Consider the following 21,129-nt stretch of genomic DNA (forward strand, 5'->3'; position numbering starts at 1 on the left):
GCAAAGCCCCGTGTCGGATCAACACGGGGCTTTGCAGGTGCACACTTATCAGTTGAACAAGCTGTAGAAGAACAGACGGATGCTATCCCACACGCGGCGGAAGATACCACCTTCGTCGACGGCGTCCAGGGCGATCAGGTCGGCGCTGTGCACCACCTTGTCGTCCAGCTTCACTTCGACTTTACCGATCACATCACCCTTGGCGATTGGTGCAACCAGATGCGGGTTCATGGTCATGCTGGCAGCGAGCTTTTTCAGCTGGCCTTTAGGCATGGTCAGGGTCAGGTCTTCAGCCAGGCCAGCCTTGACTTGCGAGGTCGCGCCTTTCCAAACCGGCGCGGTCGCCAGTTCAGCACCCTTCTGGTAGAAGGTCTGGGTTTCGAAGAAGCGGAAGCCGTAGGTCAGCAGTTTTTGCGTCTCGGCGGCACGCGCCTGCTCGCTGTTGGTGCCGAAGACCACGGCGATCAGGCGCTGGCCGTCACGCACGGCGGACGACACCATGCAGTAGCCGGCTTCTTCAGTGTGGCCGGTCTTCAGACCGTCGACAGTCTTGTCGCGCCACAGCAGCAGGTTGCGGTTAGGCTGCTTGATGTTGTTCCAGAAGAATTCCTTCTGGGAGTAGATCGCGTAGTGCACCGGGTCGACACGAATGATCGCGCGCGCCAGGATCGCCATGTCATGTGCCGACGAGTAGTGCTCAGGGTTCGGCAGACCGGTCGGGTTCATGAAGTGGCTATTGGTCATGCCCAGGTCGGCCACGGTTTTGTTCATCATGTCGGCGAACGCGTCTTCGCTGCCGGCGATGTGCTCGGCCAGGGCGACGCTGGCGTCGTTACCGGACTGGATGATGATGCCGTGCAGCAGGTCGCTCACCGTTACTTGGGAGCCAACCTTGATGAACATGCGCGAACCGCCGGTACGCCAGGCGTTTTCGCTGACGGTCACCGGGTCGTTCTCGCCGATCTGGCCGCGACGGATTTCCAGGGTCGCGATGTAGGCAGTCATCAGTTTGGTCAGGCTGGCCGGCGGCAGGCGCTGGTCACCGTTGTTCTCGACCAGCACGTTGCCGCTGGCGGCATCCATGAGGACCCAGGCCTTGGCGGCCAGTTGCGGTGAAGCCGGCACCATTTCAACCGCCCAGGCGGCCGGGGTGATGATCAGCGAGATAAGCAGGCACGTGCGTTTGGCTAAGGTGGTGATGTTCATCCGTCTCTCGAAATTACTTATGGAAACTTGCCCTCGCGGGCAAAACTCATTCAGACAGCCCGTTGCCAGACTGTCACGTGTTCGGTTGCCCGCTCACCCCTTGCCCCTGGGTTTTATTGTTCAACGAGCCAACAACCAGGGTTCGGACCCGCGCACGGGCCCGAACCATCTATCTTTTGGTACTTATTCGGCGGTGACCACACTGGGTTGCCCCAGGTTGGCCAGGCGCACGCTGTTCTGCACTTGCGCAACCTCGCTCGGCGAACCGATCGGGCCCATGCGCACGCGGTGCAGCGTTTGCTGGTTACGCACGATGGAGCTGATGAACACCGGCGCGTTGACCATGCTGCTCAACTTGGACCTTAACAGTTCTGCCGCGTCCGGGTTGGCGAAAGCGCCCACTTGCAGGTATTGGCCGCCGGCGGTAGAAGCCCCCGGCGCGGCATGCGGCACGACGACAGTATCTGGGGCGTGCTGTGCCGGTGGTGGCGTCCACTGCTCGATCTTGCCGGCCGAAGCGGTCACCTGCGGTTGCGGCGTCTGCGGCTCATTGAGCATCAACGGTGCGGGCTTGCCACGCTGGGCCCAGTACTGCGCCGGGTCGATGCCTTCGACCTTGACCCGCGCGGTGCCGGTTTCGGCATAGCCGAGTTTCTTCGCGGCAGCGTAGGACAAGTCGATGATCCGGTCTGAATAGAACGGTCCACGATCGTTGACCCGCAGGATCACCGTACGGTTGTTGTCCAGGTTGGTCACGCGTACATAGCTGGGCAGCGGCAGCGTCTTGTGGGCCGCGCTCATGCCATACAGGTCATACACTTCGCCGTTGGCGGTGTTCTGGCCGTGGAACTTGGTGCCGTACCACGACGCCGTGCCCGACTGCACGTAGGTCTTGGAGTCCTGCAGCGGGAAGTAGGTCTTGCCCAGCACGGTATACGGGTTGGCCTTGTAGGCGCCGGTATGCAGGGTGGGCGTGGCATCCGGGATTTTCGACACGTCGACATCCCACCACGGCGCGCCATCTTTGTGCGCGCGGTTGATGTCCAGGCCCGGCTGGGAACGAATCGCGCTGCCGCCCGACTTCTGCGCCGGACCGCGACTGGTGGAGCAACTGACAACCAGCAAGGACAACGCGGTGAACGCCACCAGCTTGAGCGGTTTATTGAACAGCGATGCCCGCATTACTTGTTGCCCCGTGCTTGGACCAGCATGTCTGACAGCTGATGTACGGCCATGGCGTACATCACACTGCGGTTATAACGCGTGATTGCGTAGAAATTCTTCAGGCCCATCCAGTATTCCGGGCCGTTTTCGCCTTCCAGGCGGAAGGCCGTCACCGGCATGTCATCACGTGGCGCATTCTGACTCGACCAGCCCAGCGCCCGCAACTCCCCGACGGTCTTGACCGGTTCGATACCCTGGGTCAAGCCTTCATCGGCCCGCTCCCCGCTGACCTCGGCGCGAACCACCACGGGTTCGCCCCCGACCCAGCCATGGCGCTTGAAGTAGCTGGCCACGCTGCCAATGGCGTCGTCCGGGTTGCTCCAGATATTGATATGCCCGTCGCCGTCGAAATCCACTGCGTAGGCGCGGAAGCTGCTCGGCATGAATTGCGGCAGGCCCATGGCCCCGGCGTAGGACCCCTTGAGGGTCAGCGGGTCGACTTGCTCTTCGCGGGCCAGCAGCAGGAATTCGCGCAGTTCCTTGCGGAAGAACTCGGCGCGGGGCGGGTAATCGAAGCCCAGGGTCGACAAGGCGTCGATCACCCGGTAGCTGCCAGTATTGCGCCCGTAGAAGGTTTCAATGCCGATGATCGCCACGATGACCTGGGCCGGCACGCCATATTCCTGCTCGGCGCGGGCCAGCACGGCCTCATGCTGGCGCCAGAAGTCCACGCCGCGGGCCACGCGGGCGTCGGTGAGGAACATCGGGCGATAGTCCTTCCATTGCTTCACGCGTTCGGCGGGGCGGGAGATGGCGTCGAGGATCGCCTGCTTGCGCTGGGCTTCGCGGAACACGCCCATCAGCTGTTCACCGGAAAAACCGTAGTCGCGGGTCATTTCACCGACAAATTCGGCGACCTGGGGTGAACCATCGTAGTCACCGGCCTGCGCCTCTTGCGTTGCCCCCAGCAGCCCAATCAGGCTCATCCAGGACGCATGCCGAGTCGCCCAGCCGCGCATTACTTGCATTGACATCTTCACCTTATTCAAACCTGAGCGATCCACTTGCGATGCGTATGAATCGACATCAAAACCCCAAACGCTGACAGCAATGTCACCAGCGAAGTTCCGCCGTAGCTAATAAACGGCAATGGCACCCCAACCACCGGCAGCAGGCCACTGACCATACCGATGTTGACGAAAACGTAAACAAAAAAAGTCATGGTCAGGCTGCCGGCAAGCAATTTGCCGAACAGCGTCTGCGCCTGGGCGGTAATCACCAGGCCGCGACCAATCAGCAACAGGTAGATCAGCAACAGGGCGCAAATGCCGACCAGGCCGAACTCCTCGCCCATCACCGCAATAATGAAGTCGGTGTGGCTCTCAGGCAAAAAGTCCAGGTGCGACTGCGTGCCCAGCAGCCAACCCTTGCCAAATACGCCACCGGAACCGATGGCGGCTTTCGACTGGATAATGTTCCAGCCGGTGCCCAGCGGGTCGCTCTCGGGGTCGAGGAAGGTCAGGATCCGCTGCTTCTGGTAGTCGTGCATAAAGAAGAACCACATGGCCACCGCCACCGGGATGGCAGCCGCCAGCACGCTGAGGATCCAGCGCCAGCGCAACCCCCCCATAAACAGCACGAACGCACCGCCGGCCAGGATCAGCAGCGATGTGCCGAGGTCCGGCTGGCGCACGATCAGGACAAACGGCACGCCGATCAGGATCAGGCTGATCCCCACGTGCTTGAGCTGCGGCGGCAAGGTGCGCTTGGACAGGTACCAGGCGATAGTCGCCGGCATCAGGATCTTCATGAATTCCGACGGCTGGAAGCGAATCACCCCCGGAATGTTGATCCAGCGGGTCGCGCCCATGGCGTTGTGGCCCATCACGTCCACCACCACCAGCAGCAATACGCCAGCGACGTAGCCCAGCGGCACCCAGCGCGCCATGAAACGCGGCTCAAGCTGGGCGATCACCACCATCGACAACAGGCCCAGGCCGAACGAGGATGCCTGCTTGATCAGCAGGTCCCAGTTCTTGCCACTGGCCGAATACAGCACGAACAGGCTGCCGGCGGCCAGGGTCAGCAGCAGAATCAACAGCGGGCCATCAATGTGCATGCGTTGCAGCAACGTCGCGCGACGACGCATCACATCCTCGCTGGAGAGGATGCGATCAAAATTACTCTTCACTGGCCGTAACCTCGGTGCTTGAAGGGGGGCCGCCATATTCCGGCTTGAGCTTGCCGTCGTCGGCCAGTAACCAGGCATCCATGATCTGCCGCACCACAGGCGCGGCGACACCGGAGCCGGACTCACCGTTCTCGACCATCACCGCCACCACGATCTTCGGGTCGTCAGCCGGGGCGAAACCCACAAACAAGGCGTGGTCGCGGTGGCGCTCCTGGACCTTGGAGCGGTCATATTTCTCACCCTGCTTGATTGCCACGACCTGGGCGGTACCGCTCTTGCCGGCAATGCGGTATTGCGCACCGAGGGCCGCCTTGCGTGCGGTCCCCCGGGCGCCGTGCATCACTTGCTGCATGCCGTGGTTGACCTTGGTCCAGTCGGACGGGTCGCGCAGCACAATATCCGGGATCGGGTTTTCATCCACCGGCTTCTCGCCTTCGATGGTCTTGGCCAGGTGCGGACGGTTCCAGATGCCTTTGTTGGCCACCAGCGCGGTGGCTTGGGCCAACTGCAAAGGCGTGGCCTGCATATAGCCCTGGCCGATACCGAGGATCAAGGTTTCGCCAGGGAACCACGCCTGGCGGCGGGTCGCGCGCTTCCATTCCCGCGACGGCATCAGGCCGGGGGACTCTTCAAACATGTCCAGGGAGACTTTCTGACCCAGGCCGAACTTGCCCATGTAGGCGGACAAGCGGTCGATCCCCAGCTTATGGGCCAGGTCGTAGAAATAGGTGTCGTTGGAGCGCATGATCGCGGTATCCAAATCGACATAGCCGTCACCGGTGCGGTTCCAGTTACGGTATTTGTGATCGTAGTTGGGCAGCATGTAGTAGCCGGGGTCGAACACGCGGCTCGACGCTGTCACCACACCCGCATCCAGGCCGGCAATCGCCACCGCCGGCTTGATGGTCGAACCCGGTGGGTACAGGCCACGCAGCACACGGTTGAACAGTGGACGGTCAATGGAGTCACGCAGTTCGGCGTAGGCCTTGAAGCTGATGCCGGTCACAAACAGGTTGGGGTCGAAACTCGGCTGGCTGACCATGGCCAGCACTTCGCCCGTCCTCGGATCCAGTGCCACCACCGCACCGCGACGGCCGCCAAGCGCCATCTCGGCCGCCTCCTGCAACTTGATGTCCAGGCTCAGCACGATGTCCTTGCCCGGTACCGGATCGGTGCGCTTGAGCACCCGCAGCACGCGGCCGCGGGCGTTGGTCTCGACTTCTTCGTAGCCCACCTGGCCGTGCAGCTCGGGCTCGTAGAAACGCTCGATGCCGGTCTTGCCGATATGGTGGGTGCCGCTGTAATTGACCGGATCGAGGCTTTTCAGCTCTTTCTCGTTGATCCGCCCCATGTAGCCGACGGAGTGGGCAAAGTGCGGCCCTTGCGGGTAATGCCGCACCAACTGCGCCACCACCTCCACACCCGGCAGGCGGAACTGGTTCACCGCGATGCGCGCAATCTGCTCTTCGGTCAGCTCGAACAGGATCGGCACCGGCTCGAACGGCCGACGCCCCTGCTTCATGCGCTTCTCAAAGATCACCCGGTCTTCCGGGGTCAGTTGCAGTACTTCGACGATAACGTCGAGGACCTGCTGCCAATCGCCGGAACGCTCGCGGGTCATGCTCAGGCTGAAGCTGGGCCGGTTATCCGCTACCACCACGCCATTGCGGTCGAAGATCAGGCCACGGGTCGGTGGAATCGGTTGCACGTGCACCCGGTTGTTTTCCGACAATGTGGAGTGATAGTCGTACTGGATCACCTGCAGGAAATACAGACGAGCGATCAGCACCCCAATCAGCGTCACCACCATGATCGCGCCAAACACCACGCGCGCGCGTACCAGACGTGCGTCTTTCTCGTGGTCCTTGATGCGGATCGGCTGGGTCATCGGGAGGGGCGCAGATTATTTGTGATAAGGGTGCCCGGACAGGACTGTCCAGGCGCGGTACAGCTGTTCACCGATCAGAATCCTTACCAACGGGTGCGGCAGCGTCAGCGCCGACAGCGACCAGCGCTGGTCCGCCCGCGCGCAGACTTCCGGCGCCAGCCCTTCGGGGCCACCGACCATGAAGTTGACGGTGCGCGAGTCCAGGCGCCAGCGATCCAGTTCCACCGCCAACTGCTCGGTGCTCCAGGGTTTGCCGTGCACTTCGAGGGTGACGATGCGCTCGTTGGGGCCGACTTTGGCCAGCATGGCTTCGCCTTCCTGACGGATAAAGCGCGCCACGTCGGCATTCTTGCCCCGGGTATTGAGCGGTATTTCCACCAGTTCCAGCGACAGCTCGGCGGGCAGACGCTTGGCATACTCGTGCCAGCCTTCCTCCACCCACTTGGGCATGCGTGAACCGACAGCAATCAGACGCAGGCGCACAGCCGTTCCTTATTCCTGGTCTTTGTTGAGCTTGTCGAAGTGCGCGTGGCCCACTTCCGGGCTGTGGTGCTTGCCATCAGCGGCGCGGCTCTGCTCGGCGCCTTTCCACAGACGTTCCAGGTCGTAGAACTGACGGGCGTTGGACGTCATCATGTGAACGATCACGTCGTCCATGTCCAGCAGCACCCAGTCGCTGTCGCCCTTGCCTTCTTCACCCAGCGGCTTGACGCCTTGGGCCTTGACGGCTTCGCGAACCTTGTCGAGCATCGCGCCGATCTGGCGGTTGGAGGTACCCGTGGCGATGATCATGAAGTCGGTGATGCTCTGCTTGTCGCGCACGTCCAGGACCTGGATGTCCTGGGCCTTCACGTCTTCCAGGGCGGCAACGGCGACTTTTACCAGTTCTTCGCCAGCCAGCTCCGGGCCAACATGGGCTTCAACCGGCAGCGGCGCGCTTTTGAACGTGCCTTTGCGTTTTACTTTGCTTACGTCTTTGTTCGTCATAAAAAACTCGTTTTGCTCGTATGTTCGGGCGCTTGCTGCACGACTGTTCGTGCGTTCAAGCGCGCCTTTTCAGTTCGACGCACGGTAAAGCCCGTGCGCATCGATGTAGGCCAGGACCGCGTCAGGCACCAGGAAACGTACCGACTTCCCGCTGGCCAGCAGTTGACGGATCTGGGTGGCAGACACCGCAAGCGGGGTCTGCCAGACGAATGCAATATTCCCGTTCGGCCCGGTCAGGGCCAAGGGGTCACTTACCGACCGCGCGGCCAGCAGGTTGCGCAAGGCATCCGGCGGTTCGCTGTCGGCATCCGGGCGTTGCAGCACCAGGATGTGGCAATGCTGGAGGAGTTCCTCCCAACGATGCCAAGAGGGCAGGCCGCAAAATGCGTCCCAGCCCAAAAGCAGAAACAACTGGTCATCTGCCGCCAGTTCAGCGCGCATCAGTTCCAGGGTGTCGACAGTGTAGGACGGTTTATCGCGCTTGAGCTCACGATCGTCCACCACCAGCGGCGGTATACCGGCAACGGCCAGGCGTACCATCTCCAGGCGTTGCTGCGCAGACACCCGCGGCGTGTCGCGATGCGGCGGCCGGGCATTGGGCGCCAGGCGCAGCTCATCCAGCGCGAGGGCATCCGCGACTTCCAGGGCGCTGCGCAAATGGCCGATGTGTACGGGGTCGAAGGTACCGCCGAGCAGCCCGATGCGTTTAGCCATCAAGTGCGCACATGACCGTCGCCGAACACTACGTACTTCTCGCTGGTCAGGCCTTCCAGGCCAACCGGGCCGCGTGCGTGGAGCTTATCGGTGGAAATACCGATCTCAGCCCCCAGGCCATACTCGAAGCCGTCGGCAAAACGCGTCGAGGCGTTGACCATCACCGAAGCGGAATCCACTTCGTTGAGGAAACGCCGGGCATCGCTGAAATGCTCGGTAACAATGGCGTCGGTATGCTTGGAGCCGTATTGGTTGATGTGTTCGATGGCCTGGTCCAGGTCGTCAACGATGCGGATCGACAGGATCGGTGCCGTGTACTCGGTGTACCAGTCTTGTTCAGTCGCTTCGATCACGTCGCTGCCGAGCAGCGCACGGGTACGCTCGCAGCCACGCAGTTCCACGCCCTTGTCACGGTAGATGGCAGCCAGTGGCGGTAGCACGCGGTCGGCAATGCCGGCGTGCACCAGCAGGGTTTCCATGGTGTTGCACGGGGCGTAGCGGTGGGTCTTGGCGTTATCGGCGATGCGGATTGCCTTGTCGATATCGGCGGCAACGTCGATGAACACGTGGCACACGCCATCCAGGTGCTTGATGACCGGCACCTTGGCATCACGGCTGACGCGCTCGATCAGACTCTTGCCACCGCGCGGCACGATCACGTCGACGAATTCCGGCATGGTGATCAGCGCGCCAACCGCTGCGCGGTCGGTGGTTTCCACCACTTGCACCACTTCGGCCGGCAGTTCGGCCACGGCCAGGCCCTGCTGGATGCAGGCTGCGATGGCGCGGTTGGAATGGATCGCCTCGGAACCGCCCCGCAGGATGGTGGCATTGCCAGACTTGAGGCACAGGCTCGCGGCGTCGATGGTCACGTTCGGGCGCGACTCATAGATGATGCCGATCACGCCCAGGGGCACGCGCATCTTGCCGACCTGGATGCCGGACGGCAGGTAACGCATATCACGGATTTCACCGATGGGATCAGGCAGCTTGGCCACCTGACGCAAGCCTTCGATCATGTCGTCGATACGCGCCGGGGTCAGTGCCAGGCGATCCAGCAGGGCCGGCTCCAAACCATTGGCGCGGCCGTTGGCCAGGTCCAGTTCGTTGGCGGCGGCCAGCTCGGAGCGCGAGGCATCCAGAGCATCGGCGGCGGCCAGCAGGGCACGGTTCTTCTGCGCGGTGCTCGCACGGGCGATCAACCGCGAGGCCTGACGGGCAGCGCGACCCAGGCGGGTCATGTAGTCAAGAACGGACTCAGTCATGGTCAGGGAGTCTTGGCAAAGAGGAAAGCGGCAGATTATAGCTGTGACGCCGCCCGACTGACAGCGGTGTGGGGCGGATGGTCGAAATGAACTGTAAAAACCTGGGGTTCAGCCGTAATTAAGGTGGGAGTTGTTATTATTCCGTCACATTTAGCCGTAATAACCCTGAACGCCATGTCCAGTTTTACCCCCCAACTCCCCGCCAGCGCCCTGCCCGACGGCTTCTTCGACCGCGATGCACAACTGCTTGCACGGGATTTGCTCGGAAAAATCATTCGCCACCGCGTCGGCGATATCTGGCTTTCAGCGCGAATTATTGAAACCGAAGCGTATTACGTGGCCGAAAAAGGCAGCCACGCCTCCCTCGGCTACACAGAAAAGCGTAAGGCTTTGTTTCTGGATGGCGGGCATATCTACATGTACTACGCCCGTGGCGGTGATTCGCTGAACTTCAGCGCCCAGGGGCCGGGCAATGCCGTGCTGATCAAGTCGGCCTATCCCTGGATTGACGAACTCTCAGGTCCCGCCAGCCTGGCGCAGATGCTGTTGAACAACCCGAATGCCGACGGCAGCCCCCGCCCCTCGCAGAAGCTTTGCGCGGGCCAGACCTTGTTGTGCAAGGCGCTGGGTTTGAAAGTCCCGATGTGGGATGCCAAGCGCTTCGATCAGGAACAGCTCTATGTAGAAGACATAGGCCAGGTGCCGACGCAGATTATCCAGACCACCCGCCTGGGCATTCCCAGCGGCCGCGATGAACACCTGATGTATCGCTTCGTCGATGCCGGCTATGCGCCCTACTGCACACGGAACCCGCTGCGTCGCGGCCAGGTCGAAGGCCGCGACTACTTTCTGGTTTGAACACTATCGCCGCAACACAGCGGTGGGTCAGCGACACACCTGCGGCCTGTTACACCATTATCGGGAGCAAGCCCCCTCCCACATTAAATCTTCAGCGTTTCGCGTTATGTATGACATAGAGGGAGTGACGTTTTATGGGCCAATGGCTCGATAGCATTACCGGCTGGCTGACCCTGAACCCGCAATGGCTGGCGGCGGCGGTGCTTATCGTGGCGTGCGTGGAATGCCTGGCCATTGCCGGGCTGATCGTGCCGGGCACCGTGTTGTTGTTTGCCATTGCGGTGCTGGCCGGCAGCGGGGCGCTGTCGTTGAGTGAAACCTTGCTGATGGGCTTCCTCGGCGGACTACTGGGCGATGGGGTTTCCTACTACCTGGGGCGGCATTTCCATCAGAACATTCGCCGTCTACCCGGCCTGCGCCATCATCCGGAATGGATGAACGGTGCCGAGACCTACTTCCACAAGTACGGCATCGCCAGCCTGTTGGTCGGCCGTTTCATCGGCCCGCTGCGGCCGATGCTGCCAATGGTCGCCGGCATGTGCGACATGCCGTTCCCACGTTTCGCCGCCGTGAGCATTCTGGCGGCGGCGGGTTGGTCGGTGGCCTACCTGATACCCGGCTGGGCGACCGGTGCCGCGTTCCGCCTACCCTTGCCGGAAGGGTTCTGGCCAGAGGCGGGCGTGGTCACGGCCTGCCTGGCGGTATTGATCGGACTGTGCTTGAACAGCAGCCTGCGAGGCCATCGTCGTGCAACCTTGTGGATTGGGTGTGCCAGCCTGACGTTGTTGATCGCGCTGTTCATCGGCTACCCCCACCTCAACGATTTCGACCAGGGCCTGAGCGCACTGGTGCAGGAGCACCGCAGCCCATGGCTGGACGAGGTGATGGTGCGCATCACCCAACTGGGTGAGTTCAAGAAGATGTTCGTCGCCAGCGCCGTGTTCACCGGCCTGCTGTTACTGGCGCGACAATGGCGGCATGCGGTGTTTGTCGGTGTCACGCTGGCAGGGGCGGCGCTGATCAATACTGCGACCAAGCTGTTTTTTGCCCGTGGCCGACCGGAAATCCTGACCGACCCACTGACCAGCTTCAGCATGCCCAGCGGCCATGCCTCCGGTGCGTTCGCCTTCTTCCTGGCGCTGGCAGTATTGGCCGGTCGCGGGCAACCCACGCGGATGCGCCTGACCTGGATGCTGCTGGGGTGTATCCCCGCCGCCTTCATTGCGCTGTCACGGGTCTATTTGGGCGCCCATTGGCCCACCGACATCCTGGCCGGTACGTTGCTGGCGATGACAGTGTGTGCCTTCAGCCTGAACGCCAGCCAGTACCGCAGCCCGTTGCCGGCGATGCCCCAAAAAACCTGGTGGCTGCTGCTGCCGGCGCTGGTGGCGGTGCTGAGTTTTATCGCGCTTGCCGGCATGTCCCATGCGCTGCTGCGCTATGCCTATTGAGTGAATAGTTCGCCCTGCAACTCGTCGAGCAGCATCTGGATCGCATCCAGCCGCTGCTGTGGGTCGTCGAGTTGCAGCAGGTCGATCTTGTCGGCCTCGGTGAACGGCAGCAGGTACGCCAGCTGATTGCCCAGCGCCTGCTGGCCATCGGCGTGGGTGCCCATGTCCAGCGAGGCGACCATCGGGTGTTCGGCCAGGGCCTGGAGCAAGGCCAGCAGGTCGGCGTCCTCTTCTTCCAGCGCCTGGTCCGGCAGTTCTTCCAGCCATTGCACCTCGGCCACCAGCAACTGGTCCTTCTGCACCCCGGCGTCACGCACACGGAAACGGCGACCGCCTTCGACACGAATTCCCAGCAGGCCGTTATCCTGCTGCTTGAAGTCGCGGATCAGCGCTTCGCAGCCGATCAGCGCGTAGCCATCCGGGGCCATGCCGACTTCCTGGCCGTCGAGGATGCACACCACGCCGAAGCTTTCGCTCTTTTTCATGCAACGGCTGATCATGTCCAGATAGCGCGCCTCGAACAATTGCAAGTCGAGGGTGCAGCCGGGGAACAGCACGGTATTGAGCGGGAACAGCGCCAGACTCATAAAGGTTTCCTTAAACCCGGTTTAAACAATTACCGACACCGCCAACGGCAGGAACACCGCCGTGGCCACGCCCATCAGACTCATGGCGAGCGCCGCAAAGGCGCCGCACTCTTCGCTTTCCTGCAAGGCCACCGAGGTGCCGACCGCATGCGCGGTCATGCCCAGGGCCATGCCGCGTGCCTCGGGGCTGTGTACGCCCAGTCGCGACAGGTATGCCGGACCGATCATCGCACCGATGACCCCGGTGATCAGCACAAACACCGCGGCCAATGCGGCGACACCGCCGATCTGCTCAGCCACCAGCATGGCGATCGGCGAAGTCACCGATTTGGGCGCCATGGTCATCAGCATCATGTGTTCGGCACCAAACCACCAGCCCAGCAGCACACACAGGCCAGTGGCCAATACGCCACCTATCACCAGCGTAGTAAAAATCGGCCAGAACAACTGCCGAATCCGCCGCAGGTTCAAATAGAGCGGCACTGCCAGGGCCACCGTCGCCGGGCCGAGCAGGATGCTCATGATCTCGGTGCTCTTGCGGTATTCGGCGTAGCTCAGGCCGCAACTGAGCAACACGCCAATCACCAGCAGCATGGAGACCAGCACCGGTTGCAGGAAAATCCAGCGAGTTTTCTCAAAGCCCGCCAGCACCAGTTGATAGGCGCCGAGGGTGATACCGATGCCGAACAGAGGGTGATGAATCACCGCCGCCCACGCGCCCTGCCAGTCGAAGGTCATTGTTCCTCCTCCTGTTGCGCCTGGCGCTTGACCAGCTTTTGCATCAGCACGCCGACAAACCCCATGGCGATCACCAGCGACAGCACCAGTGCGCCGACAATGGCCCAGAAGTCTGCGGCGATGTCCTTGGCATACACCATCACCCCCACCGCCGGCGGCACCAGCAGCAACGGCAGGTAACGCAACAGGCTGCTGGCCGCCAGGCTCAACGGTTCACCGACTTCGCCGTGCCATACCAGGTAGCCCAGCATCAGCAACAGGCCAATGATCGGCCCCGGCAGTACCGGCACCAGCAAATGATTGATCGCGGTGCCGATCAATTGAAACAGCACCAGCCATGTCAGACCGCGTAACAGCATCCGTTCTCCCCCCCTCAAGGCTCGCCCGCATTATAAGCATGCCCGCTCTATGCTCCGGCATTCGCCATAAGCATGGTGGGTTGACCGGGCGGGTAGCCCATGATGATCTACATTGGTTCTCTGTAACCCCAAAAAAACAGCAACTGCCTCCCTCAGGAGCGAGATTGCTCGCGAAAAACTCGAGTGCGCCGCGCCGAACCAGAAAAGCCGGCGTTATCGTTAACGACCTTCGTGAGCAAGCTCGCGCCTGCAGCGGAGGGACAAACCGATGAACCAAGGAGAGACGCAATGCCCTATGTACCCGTAGCGCAGCTCAAAGATTATGTCGGCAAGGAACTGGGACGTTCCGAATGGCTCACCATCGACCAGGCCCGAATCAACCTGTTCGCCGAAGCCACTGGCGACCATCAGTTCATCCACGTCGACCCGGTCAAGGCCGCGCAAACGCCGTTCGGCAGCACCATCGCCCACGGGTTCCTGTCGCTGTCGCTGATGCCCAAGCTGTTGGAAGACATCCTGATCATGCCCGAGGGCCTGAAGATGGCGGTCAACTATGGCCTGGACAGCGTGCGCTTTATCCAGCCAGTGAAGGTCAACTCCAAGGTGCGCCTGAACGTCACCCTCACGGACGTCACCGAGAAAAAACCGGGCCAATGGCTGTTCAAGGCCACCGCCACCCTGGAAATCGAAGGCCAGGAAAAACCCGCTTACATCGCCGAGTCGTTGTCGCTCTGCTTCGTGTAAGCCCTTCCCTGTGGTGAGGCACTGAAACTCGCCACAGGGTATGTAAATTTATGTAAGAAACTCGCAGCTACGGCATACTCGGCGCTCAATTATCCGGATCCCGCTATGCGCCCACTTGCTCCCCTTGCCCTTGCCCTGTTGCTCACCGCTTGCGGAGACGGCGAATCGCTGTTGCCGCCCGATGCGCGCCTGCCCGACGGCGGCCGATACCGGGGTGATGTGGTCAATGGTTTGCTGCAAGGCCAGGGCCGCGTGGACTACCCCAACGGCAGCTGGTACGCCGGCCAGTTCGACCAAGGCCAGTGGCACGGCCAGGGCGAATGGCACGGCAGCAACGGCGAAGTCTATAAAGGCCAGTTCAAGCAAGGCCTGTTCGATGGCCAGGGCAGCTTGAGCACGGCGGGCAGCCACTATGTGGGCGGCTTCAAGAACGGTCGACGCAACGGCGAAGGCACCCTCAAAGAGGGGCAGATGACCTATCGCGGCGAATTCAAGGACGACCAGTACTCCGGCCTCGGTCGCCTGGAGCTGGCCGACGGCAGCCAATACCAGGGCCAGTTCGCCCACGGCAAACCAAATGGCGAAGGCCAGCGCAACGACGACAGCGGCAACCAGTTCAGCGGCCACTTCGTCGATGGCCAACTGGAAGGCAACGGCACGTTCAACAGCGCTGACGGCGACATTTATGTCGGCCAGTTCAAGCAGAACCAGCTCAATGGCAAGGGCCGTTATGAAAACGCCGACGGCGACGTGTGGATCGGCCAGTTCAAGGAAGGCGCCCTGAGCGGCAAGGGCGAATTGATTGGCGTGGACGGTAGCCATTATGTCGGCGAGTTCGCCGACTGGCGCTTCAGCGGCGAAGGCCGCCTGAACCTGACCGATGGCAGCTTCTATATCGGCGGCTTCGACAGCGACAACTACCAGGGGCGTGGCACCCTGGTGCTCACCGACGGCACCGTGCAGGCCGGCACCTGGGTCAATGGCATGCGCGTGCGGGATGCCGACGGCAAGTTGCTGCCCGACCCGCTGGAAATTGGCGTGCTCGCCCAGGGCCGCTTGCTCGAAGCCGCCCTCGCCGCCGTACCCGCCTCCACCCCGGCCGTGGAGCTGTACACCCTGGCCGTGGCCGGTGACGGTAAACAAAGCGTGTTCCTGCGCGAAGCGGACTACGTCAGCAATATGCTCGCCACCCGCTTCGGTGCCCGGGGGCAGATCCGCCTGGTCAACCACCGCGACCATATTGCCGACCGTCCCCTGGCCACCCGCGAAAGCCTGCGCCGCGCGGTGCAGACCCTCGCCGAACGCAGCGGGCCGGAAGACCTGGTGTTTATCTACCTGACAAGCCACGGCACCCACGAACATGAACTGGTGCTGGACCAGCCGCGCATGGAGCTGGCCGACCTGCCTGCCGATGAGCTGGCCGCCGTGCTCGCGCCGCTGAAGAACCGCGACAAGATCATCGTGATCTCCGCCTGCTACTCCGGCGGTTTCATCCCGGCACTGAAAGACGAACACACCCTGATCATGACCGCCTCCCGCGCCGACCGTGTGTCGTTCGGGTGCTCCGAGGAAGCCGATTTCACCTACTTCGGCGACGCCCTCTTCGCCCAGGCCTTCAACCAGACCGACGATTTGCAACAAGCTTTCAAACTGGCGCAACTGCACGTGAGCGAACGCGAACAGGCGGACAACTTCGAGCCTTCCGAACCGCAGATGTGGGCCCCCAAAGGCGTGATCGCCCATTGGCAATTATTACGCAAACAGCAGGCACGAAAGGCGCTCGAAAGCGTCTCAATGAATAGCAAGGAAGCCAAAGGCAACTAAGCTGAACTGTGTAACAAGGGGGGGAAACACCATGTACCTGACACCTCAGCATATCCTGCTCGCGGGCGCCTCCGGGCTTACCGGCGAGCACCTGCTTGACCGCCTGCTCAACGAACCCACCGTAACCCGTGTGCTGGCGCCCAGCCGCAAACCGCTGGCTGAACACCCGCGCCTGGAAAACCCGGTAGGCGACCCGGCGGTGCTCCTGCCGCAACTGAGCGGCCAGGTGGATATTGCCTTCTGCTGCCTGGGCACCACCATCAAGAAAGCCGGATCGGAAGAGGCCTTCCGTGCCGTTGACCTGGATATGGTCGTGGCCTTCGCCAAGCGCGCCCGGGAAATGGGCGCGCGGCACTTGATCGTGATCAGTGCGATTGGCGCCGACCCGAAATCCTCGGTGTTCTACAACCGGGTCAAAGGGGAAATGGAACAGGCGCTCAAGGCCCAGGACTGGCCGCAACTGACCATCGTGCGGCCTTCGCTGCTACTGGGGGAACGTGTTGAGCCGCGCCTGGCCGAGCAATTGGCCGGGCCGTTGTCACGCCTGATTCCAGGCAAGTACCACGGCATTGAAGTGTGCGAACTGGCCCGCGCCATGTGGCGCCTGGCGCTGGAAGAGCAGGACGGCGTGCGGGTGGTGGAGTCGGATGAGTTGCGCAAGCTCGGTAAATAAAGCCGGACACACAGCAAAATGTGGGAGGGGGCAAGCCCCAATGCCCGTCAGTTAAGGAAGAACACTGTAACTGTGGCGAGCTCGTTCTATCCCTATAACTAGCCCCCCACATTGGTTTTGGGGTGCCTTTAAAACCCAGGCTAGAGCCCGCCCGTGGCGTTAAACCCCACACCGAGCACCGTCAACACCGACAGCGGCAACAGCAGCGTATCAAGCAATGCACTGGCTGGCAGGTCGACACCGGGATAGCTCGGCGCCTGCGCACCAAACCGGTCCATGGCGCAGCAGCCGCCATTCATCGCATACAAATCCAGCCGCGTGCCGGCATACACCACCGGCGCGCCGGGCTTGGCCGCATCCAGCGTACGCGCGGTGGCGCAGCCGGCCAGTTGCAACGCCAGGATGACCAGCAGGGCCTTATTCATCGCTGCTCAAATGATGCTCACCCCAGCGCGGCAACATATCCTGGGGAATATTCAGCAGGTTGAGAATCCGGGCCACCACGAAGTCCACCAGGTCATCGATGGTCTGCGGCTGGTGATAGAAACCAGGCGATGCCGGCAAGATGGTCACGCCCATGTTCGACAACTTGAGCATGTGCTCCAGGTGAATGCTCGAATACGGCGCTTCGCGTGGCACCAGGATCAACTGGCGGCGCTCTTTGAGCGTCACATCCGCCGCGCGCTCGATCAGGTTGTTGCAGGCGCCCGTGGCAATCGCCGACAAGGTCCCGGTGGAACACGGCACCACCACCATCGCCGCCGGCGCGCCGGAGCCCGAGGCGACCGGCGACATCCAATCTTCCTTGCCATAGACCTTGATCTGCCCTGCCGCCGCACCGGTGTACTCGGTGAGGAAGGCTTGCATCATCTGCACCTTGGGCGGCAGCGCCACGTCCGTCTCGGTGGCCATCACCAGTTGCGCGGCCTTGGAAATCAGGAAGTGGACCTCACGTTCTTCGCGCACCAGGCAGTCCAGCAGGCGCAGGCCATAGGGCGCGCCGGACGCGCCGGTCATCGCCAGGGTAACGCGTTCCGGGCCGCTCATTTCAGCGCCTCGGCCAACTTGCCATGCAAGCCGCCAAAGCCGCCGTTGCTCATGACCACCACGTGGGTGCCAGGCTTGGCCTGTTGCTTGACGAATTCGATGATGCCTTCAATGGAATCGCAGACCTTCGACGGCACGCTGCAAAGCGCCGCAATCGCGGGCAGGTCCCAACCGAGGTTGGCCGGTGCATACCACACCACCTGGTCGGCGTCGTTGACACTTTCCGGCAAGCCGTCGCGGTGCGCGCCGAGTTTCATGGAGTTGGAGCGCGGCTCGACAATGGCGATGATCGGCGCATCCCCAACCCGCTTGCGCAGGCCATCAAGGGTGGTGGCAATCGCCGTCGGGTGGTGGGCAAAGTCGTCGTAGATGGTAATCCCATTCACGTCGGCGACCTTCTCCATGCGGCGCTTCACGCTTTTGAATGCGCTCAACGCGGCAATGCCCATCGACGGCACCACGCCCACATGGCGCGCGGCTGCCAGGGTCACCAGGGCGTTGGCTACGTTGTGCTGGCCGGTCATATCCCATTCGACGATGCCCTGGGCCTGGCCTTCGAACAGCACTTCAAAGCGTGAGCCGTCCTCGCTGAGCAACTTGACCTGCCACTGCCCGCCCGCACCGGTGGTTTGCACCGGGGTCCAGCAGCCCATGTCGATCACGCGCTGCAAGGCCGGCTCGGTAGTCGGGTGGATAACCAGGCCTTCGCTTGGAATCGTGCGCACCAAGTGGTGGAACTGCCGCTCGATGGCCTGCAAATCGGGGAAGATGTCCGCGTGATCGAACTCAAGGTTATTGAGGATCGCAGTGCGCGGGCGGTAGTGGACGAACTTGGAACGTTTGTCGAAGAAGGCGCTGTCGTACTCATCGGCCTCGATCACGAAGAACGGCGTATCACCCAGGCGCGCCGACACCGAGAAGTTCTGCGGCACGCCGCCGATCAGGAAGCCCGGGCTCATGCCCGCATGCTCCAGGACCCAGGCCAGCATGCTGCTGGTGGTGGTCTTGCCATGGGTGCCGGCGACCGCCAATACCCAGCGGCCTTGCAGCACGTGATCAGCCAGCCATTGCGGGCCGGAGACATAGGGCAAGCCTTTGTTCAGGACGTACTCGACCGCCGGGTTGCCACGAGACATGGCGTTGCCGATCACCACCAGGTCGGGGACCGGATCGAATTGGGATGGGTCGTAGCCCTGCGTCAGCTCAATGCCCTGGGCCTGCAACTGTGTGCTCATGGGCGGGTAAACATTGGCGTCGGAGCCGGTAACGTGATGGCCCAACTCTTTGGCCAGAACCGCCATCGAGCCCATGAACGTGCCGCAGATACCAAGAATATGAATGTGCATAGTCGACCTCGTAAAACATCGAGGCAGGTTAGCGCAGGGGGGCAAAAATCGCACCTTTTAGCTGTGGGACCCGATCATAGGGAGGCGCGGGCAATACCGTGCCGGCGCAGCTTTCTATAGAGGGTGTTACGGCTGACCCCCAGCTGTTCCGCCGTGTGGGTCATGTGCCAGCGCTGTTGCTCCAGCGCCGCGAGCAACGCCAGGCGCTCGGCGTCCTCCAGAGGCGACTCCATGGACAGGGCCTCGGCCACCGGTTGCGCCTGGGCCTGGCGGATCTGCGCGGGCAGGTCCTCAAGGCCGACTCGCCCGTCGTCACACAGCGCCGCCAGCGTACGCAGCACGGTACGCATCTGCCGGACATTGCCGGGCCAGGCAAAGCGAAGCAGCGCCGAACGCGCCGCCAGCTCAAGCAACACGGCCTGCCCGCCCGCCTCTTCTGCCAGCAGGAAATCCAGCAATTGAGATTTATCACTGCGCTCACGCAACGGCGGCAACCCGACTTCCAGGCCGTTGAGCCGGTAATACAGATCTTCGCGGAAACTGCCGTCCGCCACACGCCCGAGCAAATCCCTGTGGGTCGCGCTGATGATCCTGACATCGATCGCCTGGGGCTCACCGCCCAGAGGCACGACCATGCGGTCCTCCAGCACCCTTAATAGCCGCGTCTGCAACGCCAGGGGCATATCGCCGATTTCATCGAGGAACAGCGTACCGCCATCAGCCTGTTGCAACTTGCCCTGCATGCCCTCCTTGCGCGCGCCGGTAAAGCTGCCGCCGCGGTAGCCGAACAGTTCGCTTTCGATCAGGCTTTCCGGGATAGCCGCGCAGTTGAGCGCAACAAAGGCTTTGTCGGCGCGCTGGCTGGCATGGTGCACCGCCTTTGCGAACGCCTCCTTGCCGGAGCCGGTCTCACCATTGATCAGCAACGGCACGTCGCGCTCGAATACCCTCAACGCCTTACGAAAATCGTTTTGCAAGGCCGGGTCACCCAGGCAGATACCGGGCAGCCGTGGTGGCTCCGGCAACTTGGCAATGGGGGCGGGTACGCCTATGCCGCGAGGCTGACCGCGCAGGGCCGCGAACAAATGCCGGCCATCCCGGGTACGCAACGGCCAACTGGCGGTGGCATTTGCGCTGGCGCGACCGAGCAGCTGATCCAGCGAACACTCGAACAACGCCTCTACCGGCTGCCCGAGCAAGCCGCCGCGAACCTGCCCCAGCAGGTTCAACGCGCTCTGGTTGACCGCACAGATACGCCCTTCGCCGTCGAACGCCAGCAACCCCTCGCTGAACAGGCCCACCGATTCCGCCTGTAAATGAAAGCGCAGCAACCATTGGTTCTCGAAATGCCGCAGGAAGTAACAACTCTCGATCATCTTCGCCGAGAGATTGACCAAGGCCATGGTGTGAAACTGGCTCTGGCGCGACACCGCTTCCCTGGCCGAGGACACATCCAGCACCGCCAGTAATTCGCCATGAGGGTCGAACACCGGGCTGGCCGAGCAGGTCAGCCCGGTATGCCGGCCACGGAAGTGTTCATCACGATGAATCGTCAACGACTGGCGCTCCACCAGGCAGGTGCCGATGCCGTTGGTGCCTTCGCAGGCCTCGCTCCAGTCCGCGCCCAGCCACAGCCCGGCGCGCTCGAAAATCTTGCGCTCACTCGACGCGGTGACACAGTTGAGGATCACCCCGCGCGCATCGGTCAACAACACTGCATGGCCGGCGCCCGAGAGCTGTTGATGCAGGCTGTTCATCTCGCTGCCGGCGATGTGCAGCACCTGTTGCAGGCGCTCGCGACTTTCCAGCAGGCGGCCATGTTCGAGCACGGTAGGGGCGATGGTTTGCGCAGGGTCGAGGTGGTAGTCCTCCAGGCACCTCAGCCAGGAGCGGGCGATCGACGGGTCACTGGACGGGTCGCGCCCTTGGGCCACGGTGAGGACTTGCTGGGCATGGCGACTGAAATGATCGTTCTGCATGTTCTTATTATTCTCTCTACGTGAGAGCCCCCAGCATCCCCCAGCCATCCGACCTTTGCAATCCCGAGCCGACCCACTGGTCACAGGCTGTACCGTTTATGGCACAAA

21 protein-coding genes are annotated in these 21,129 nt (G+C 62.2%); 5 read left to right on the forward strand and 16 right to left on the reverse strand.

The features are described from left to right. Positions 1–48 precede the first annotated feature (48 nt). The 9 genes from P2T68_RS32235 to P2T68_RS32275 all read right to left on the reverse strand — a co-directional run bounded on the left by P2T68_RS32235 (position 49) and on the right by P2T68_RS32275 (position 9,415). On the reverse strand, positions 49–1,206 hold the full coding sequence (locus P2T68_RS32235) for a D-alanyl-D-alanine carboxypeptidase family protein (RefSeq protein WP_010562459.1): 1,158 nt from the start codon (positions 1,204–1,206) through the stop codon (positions 49–51). 183 nt (positions 1,207–1,389) lie between these two features. Further along, entirely contained in the window at positions 1,390–2,388 is a 999-nt protein-coding gene (locus P2T68_RS32240; protein ID WP_024077576.1) for a septal ring lytic transglycosylase RlpA family protein, read from the reverse strand. Continuing rightward, on the reverse strand, positions 2,388–3,398 hold the full coding sequence (gene mltB / locus P2T68_RS32245) for a lytic murein transglycosylase B (protein ID WP_277378783.1): 1,011 nt from the start codon (positions 3,396–3,398) through the stop codon (positions 2,388–2,390). The genes P2T68_RS32240 and mltB overlap by 1 nt, the downstream gene beginning before the upstream one ends. A 17-nt stretch (positions 3,399–3,415) precedes the next feature. After that, the gene (gene rodA / locus P2T68_RS32250; protein WP_051448934.1) at positions 3,416–4,519 is read right to left on the reverse strand and encodes a rod shape-determining protein RodA; all 1,104 of its coding nucleotides are present in this window, start codon (positions 4,517–4,519) and stop codon (positions 3,416–3,418) included. A gap of 31 nt (positions 4,520–4,550) precedes the next feature. Further along, on the reverse strand, positions 4,551–6,449 hold the full coding sequence (gene mrdA / locus P2T68_RS32255; protein ID WP_024077579.1) for a penicillin-binding protein 2: 1,899 nt from the start codon (positions 6,447–6,449) through the stop codon (positions 4,551–4,553). A gap of 15 nt (positions 6,450–6,464) precedes the next feature. Then, positions 6,465–6,932, reverse strand: a complete 468-nt coding sequence (gene rlmH, locus P2T68_RS32260; RefSeq protein WP_003176297.1) for a 23S rRNA (pseudouridine(1915)-N(3))-methyltransferase RlmH — start codon at positions 6,930–6,932, stop codon at positions 6,465–6,467. A gap of 9 nt (positions 6,933–6,941) precedes the next feature. Further along, positions 6,942–7,436: a ribosome silencing factor gene (gene rsfS, locus P2T68_RS32265; protein WP_003176298.1), complete on the reverse strand. Its 495-nt coding sequence runs from the start codon at positions 7,434–7,436 to the stop codon at positions 6,942–6,944. Between the two features lie 69 nt (positions 7,437–7,505). Beyond that, entirely contained in the window at positions 7,506–8,150 is a 645-nt protein-coding gene (gene nadD, locus P2T68_RS32270; RefSeq protein WP_277378785.1) for a nicotinate-nucleotide adenylyltransferase, read from the reverse strand. Then, positions 8,150–9,415: a glutamate-5-semialdehyde dehydrogenase gene (locus P2T68_RS32275; protein ID WP_150295771.1), complete on the reverse strand. Its 1,266-nt coding sequence runs from the start codon at positions 9,413–9,415 to the stop codon at positions 8,150–8,152. Before P2T68_RS32275 ends, nadD begins: the two co-directional genes overlap by 1 nt. Positions 9,416–9,589: 174 nt before the next feature. On the opposite strand from P2T68_RS32275, the gene P2T68_RS32280 reads away from it, so the two are divergent. Further along, positions 9,590–10,273 carry a DNA-3-methyladenine glycosylase gene (locus tag P2T68_RS32280; RefSeq protein ID WP_277378786.1) on the forward strand — a complete coding sequence of 228 codons (684 nt, stop codon included), beginning with the start codon at positions 9,590–9,592 and terminating at the stop codon, positions 10,271–10,273. Positions 10,274–10,407: 134 nt separating this feature from the next. Next, positions 10,408–11,724, forward strand: a complete 1,317-nt coding sequence (locus P2T68_RS32285) for a bifunctional DedA family/phosphatase PAP2 family protein (RefSeq protein ID WP_024077583.1) — start codon at positions 10,408–10,410, stop codon at positions 11,722–11,724. Here P2T68_RS32285 and P2T68_RS32290 read toward each other — a convergent pair. From P2T68_RS32290 to P2T68_RS32300, 3 genes are read right to left on the reverse strand one after another with little or no spacing between them, the layout of a single operon-like run. Next, positions 11,718–12,311, reverse strand: a complete 594-nt coding sequence (locus tag P2T68_RS32290) for an LON peptidase substrate-binding domain-containing protein (RefSeq protein WP_277378787.1) — start codon at positions 12,309–12,311, stop codon at positions 11,718–11,720. The two genes, P2T68_RS32285 and P2T68_RS32290, sit on opposite strands and share 7 nt — an antisense overlap. A gap of 21 nt (positions 12,312–12,332) precedes the next feature. Next, a complete protein-coding gene (locus P2T68_RS32295) occupies positions 12,333–13,049 on the reverse strand; it encodes an LrgB family protein (RefSeq protein WP_193689873.1) in 717 nt (238 codons plus the stop codon). Further along, the gene (locus P2T68_RS32300) at positions 13,046–13,408 is read right to left on the reverse strand and encodes a CidA/LrgA family protein (RefSeq protein WP_277378788.1); all 363 of its coding nucleotides are present in this window, start codon (positions 13,406–13,408) and stop codon (positions 13,046–13,048) included. Before P2T68_RS32300 ends, P2T68_RS32295 begins: the two co-directional genes overlap by 4 nt. A 288-nt stretch (positions 13,409–13,696) precedes the next feature. Between P2T68_RS32300 and P2T68_RS32305 the strand changes: the two genes are divergently transcribed. The 3 genes from P2T68_RS32305 to P2T68_RS32315 all read left to right on the forward strand — a co-directional run bounded on the left by P2T68_RS32305 (position 13,697) and on the right by P2T68_RS32315 (position 16,649). Next, positions 13,697–14,152: a MaoC family dehydratase gene (locus P2T68_RS32305; protein WP_024077587.1), complete on the forward strand. Its 456-nt coding sequence runs from the start codon at positions 13,697–13,699 to the stop codon at positions 14,150–14,152. Between the two features lie 105 nt (positions 14,153–14,257). Then, positions 14,258–15,976, forward strand: coding sequence for a C13 family peptidase (locus tag P2T68_RS32310; protein WP_024077588.1), 1,719 nt, complete (start codon positions 14,258–14,260; stop codon positions 15,974–15,976). 31 nt (positions 15,977–16,007) lie between these two features. Further along, on the forward strand, positions 16,008–16,649 hold the full coding sequence (locus P2T68_RS32315; protein WP_024077589.1) for an oxidoreductase: 642 nt from the start codon (positions 16,008–16,010) through the stop codon (positions 16,647–16,649). A 140-nt stretch (positions 16,650–16,789) separates the two neighbouring features. On the opposite strand, the gene P2T68_RS32320 is transcribed toward P2T68_RS32315, so the two are convergent. The 4 genes from P2T68_RS32320 to P2T68_RS32335 form a co-directional block, all read right to left on the reverse strand. Then, positions 16,790–17,074: a YceK/YidQ family lipoprotein gene (locus P2T68_RS32320; protein WP_024077590.1), complete on the reverse strand. Its 285-nt coding sequence runs from the start codon at positions 17,072–17,074 to the stop codon at positions 16,790–16,792. Continuing rightward, on the reverse strand, positions 17,067–17,696 hold the full coding sequence (gene ubiX / locus P2T68_RS32325) for a flavin prenyltransferase UbiX (RefSeq protein ID WP_010206807.1): 630 nt from the start codon (positions 17,694–17,696) through the stop codon (positions 17,067–17,069). The genes P2T68_RS32320 and ubiX overlap by 8 nt, the downstream gene beginning before the upstream one ends. After that, positions 17,693–19,042 (reverse strand): UDP-N-acetylmuramate:L-alanyl-gamma-D-glutamyl-meso-diaminopimelate ligase, encoded by a 1,350-nt coding sequence (mpl, locus tag P2T68_RS32330; RefSeq protein ID WP_069077093.1) that lies wholly within the window; start codon positions 19,040–19,042, stop codon positions 17,693–17,695. Before mpl ends, ubiX begins: the two co-directional genes overlap by 4 nt. A 74-nt stretch (positions 19,043–19,116) precedes the next feature. After that, positions 19,117–21,021 (reverse strand): sigma-54-dependent Fis family transcriptional regulator, encoded by a 1,905-nt coding sequence (locus P2T68_RS32335; protein ID WP_277378789.1) that lies wholly within the window; start codon positions 21,019–21,021, stop codon positions 19,117–19,119. Between the last annotated feature and the right edge of the window lie 108 nt (positions 21,022–21,129).

Origin of the sequence: Pseudomonas sp. G11 (assembly GCF_029457515.1) — a bacterium.
Lineage (GTDB): Bacteria > Pseudomonadota > Gammaproteobacteria > Pseudomonadales > Pseudomonadaceae > Aquipseudomonas > Aquipseudomonas gorinensis.

Bases quoted from the DNA above. Each gene is read 5' to 3' on its own strand.
- P2T68_RS32235 (WP_010562459.1), bottom strand. From the start codon at position 1,206: ATGAACATCACCACCTTAGCCAAACGCACGTGCCTGCTTATCTCGCTG.
- P2T68_RS32240 (WP_024077576.1), bottom strand. From the start codon at position 2,388: ATGCGGGCATCGCTGTTCAATAAACCGCTCAAGCTGGTGGCGTTCACC.
- mltB (WP_277378783.1), bottom strand. From the start codon at position 3,398: ATGCAAGTAATGCGCGGCTGGGCGACTCGGCATGCGTCCTGGATGAGC.
- rodA (WP_051448934.1), bottom strand. From the start codon at position 4,519: ATGCGTCGTCGCGCGACGTTGCTGCAACGCATGCACATTGATGGCCCG.
- mrdA (WP_024077579.1), bottom strand. From the start codon at position 6,449: ATGACCCAGCCGATCCGCATCAAGGACCACGAGAAAGACGCACGTCTG.
- rsfS (WP_003176298.1), bottom strand. From the start codon at position 7,436: ATGACGAACAAAGACGTAAGCAAAGTAAAACGCAAAGGCACGTTCAAA.
- nadD (WP_277378785.1), bottom strand. From the start codon at position 8,150: ATGGCTAAACGCATCGGGCTGCTCGGCGGTACCTTCGACCCCGTACAC.
- P2T68_RS32275 (WP_150295771.1), bottom strand. From the start codon at position 9,415: ATGACTGAGTCCGTTCTTGACTACATGACCCGCCTGGGTCGCGCTGCC.
- P2T68_RS32280 (WP_277378786.1), top strand. From the start codon at position 9,590: ATGTCCAGTTTTACCCCCCAACTCCCCGCCAGCGCCCTGCCCGACGGC.
- P2T68_RS32285 (WP_024077583.1), top strand. From the start codon at position 10,408: ATGGGCCAATGGCTCGATAGCATTACCGGCTGGCTGACCCTGAACCCG.
- P2T68_RS32290 (WP_277378787.1), bottom strand. From the start codon at position 12,311: ATGAGTCTGGCGCTGTTCCCGCTCAATACCGTGCTGTTCCCCGGCTGC.
- P2T68_RS32295 (WP_193689873.1), bottom strand. From the start codon at position 13,049: ATGACCTTCGACTGGCAGGGCGCGTGGGCGGCGGTGATTCATCACCCT.
- P2T68_RS32300 (WP_277378788.1), bottom strand. From the start codon at position 13,408: ATGCTGTTACGCGGTCTGACATGGCTGGTGCTGTTTCAATTGATCGGC.
- P2T68_RS32305 (WP_024077587.1), top strand. From the start codon at position 13,697: ATGCCCTATGTACCCGTAGCGCAGCTCAAAGATTATGTCGGCAAGGAA.
- P2T68_RS32310 (WP_024077588.1), top strand. From the start codon at position 14,258: ATGCGCCCACTTGCTCCCCTTGCCCTTGCCCTGTTGCTCACCGCTTGC.
- P2T68_RS32315 (WP_024077589.1), top strand. From the start codon at position 16,008: ATGTACCTGACACCTCAGCATATCCTGCTCGCGGGCGCCTCCGGGCTT.
- P2T68_RS32320 (WP_024077590.1), bottom strand. From the start codon at position 17,074: ATGAATAAGGCCCTGCTGGTCATCCTGGCGTTGCAACTGGCCGGCTGC.
- ubiX (WP_010206807.1), bottom strand. From the start codon at position 17,696: ATGAGCGGCCCGGAACGCGTTACCCTGGCGATGACCGGCGCGTCCGGC.
- mpl (WP_069077093.1), bottom strand. From the start codon at position 19,042: ATGCACATTCATATTCTTGGTATCTGCGGCACGTTCATGGGCTCGATG.
- P2T68_RS32335 (WP_277378789.1), bottom strand. From the start codon at position 21,021: ATGCAGAACGATCATTTCAGTCGCCATGCCCAGCAAGTCCTCACCGTG.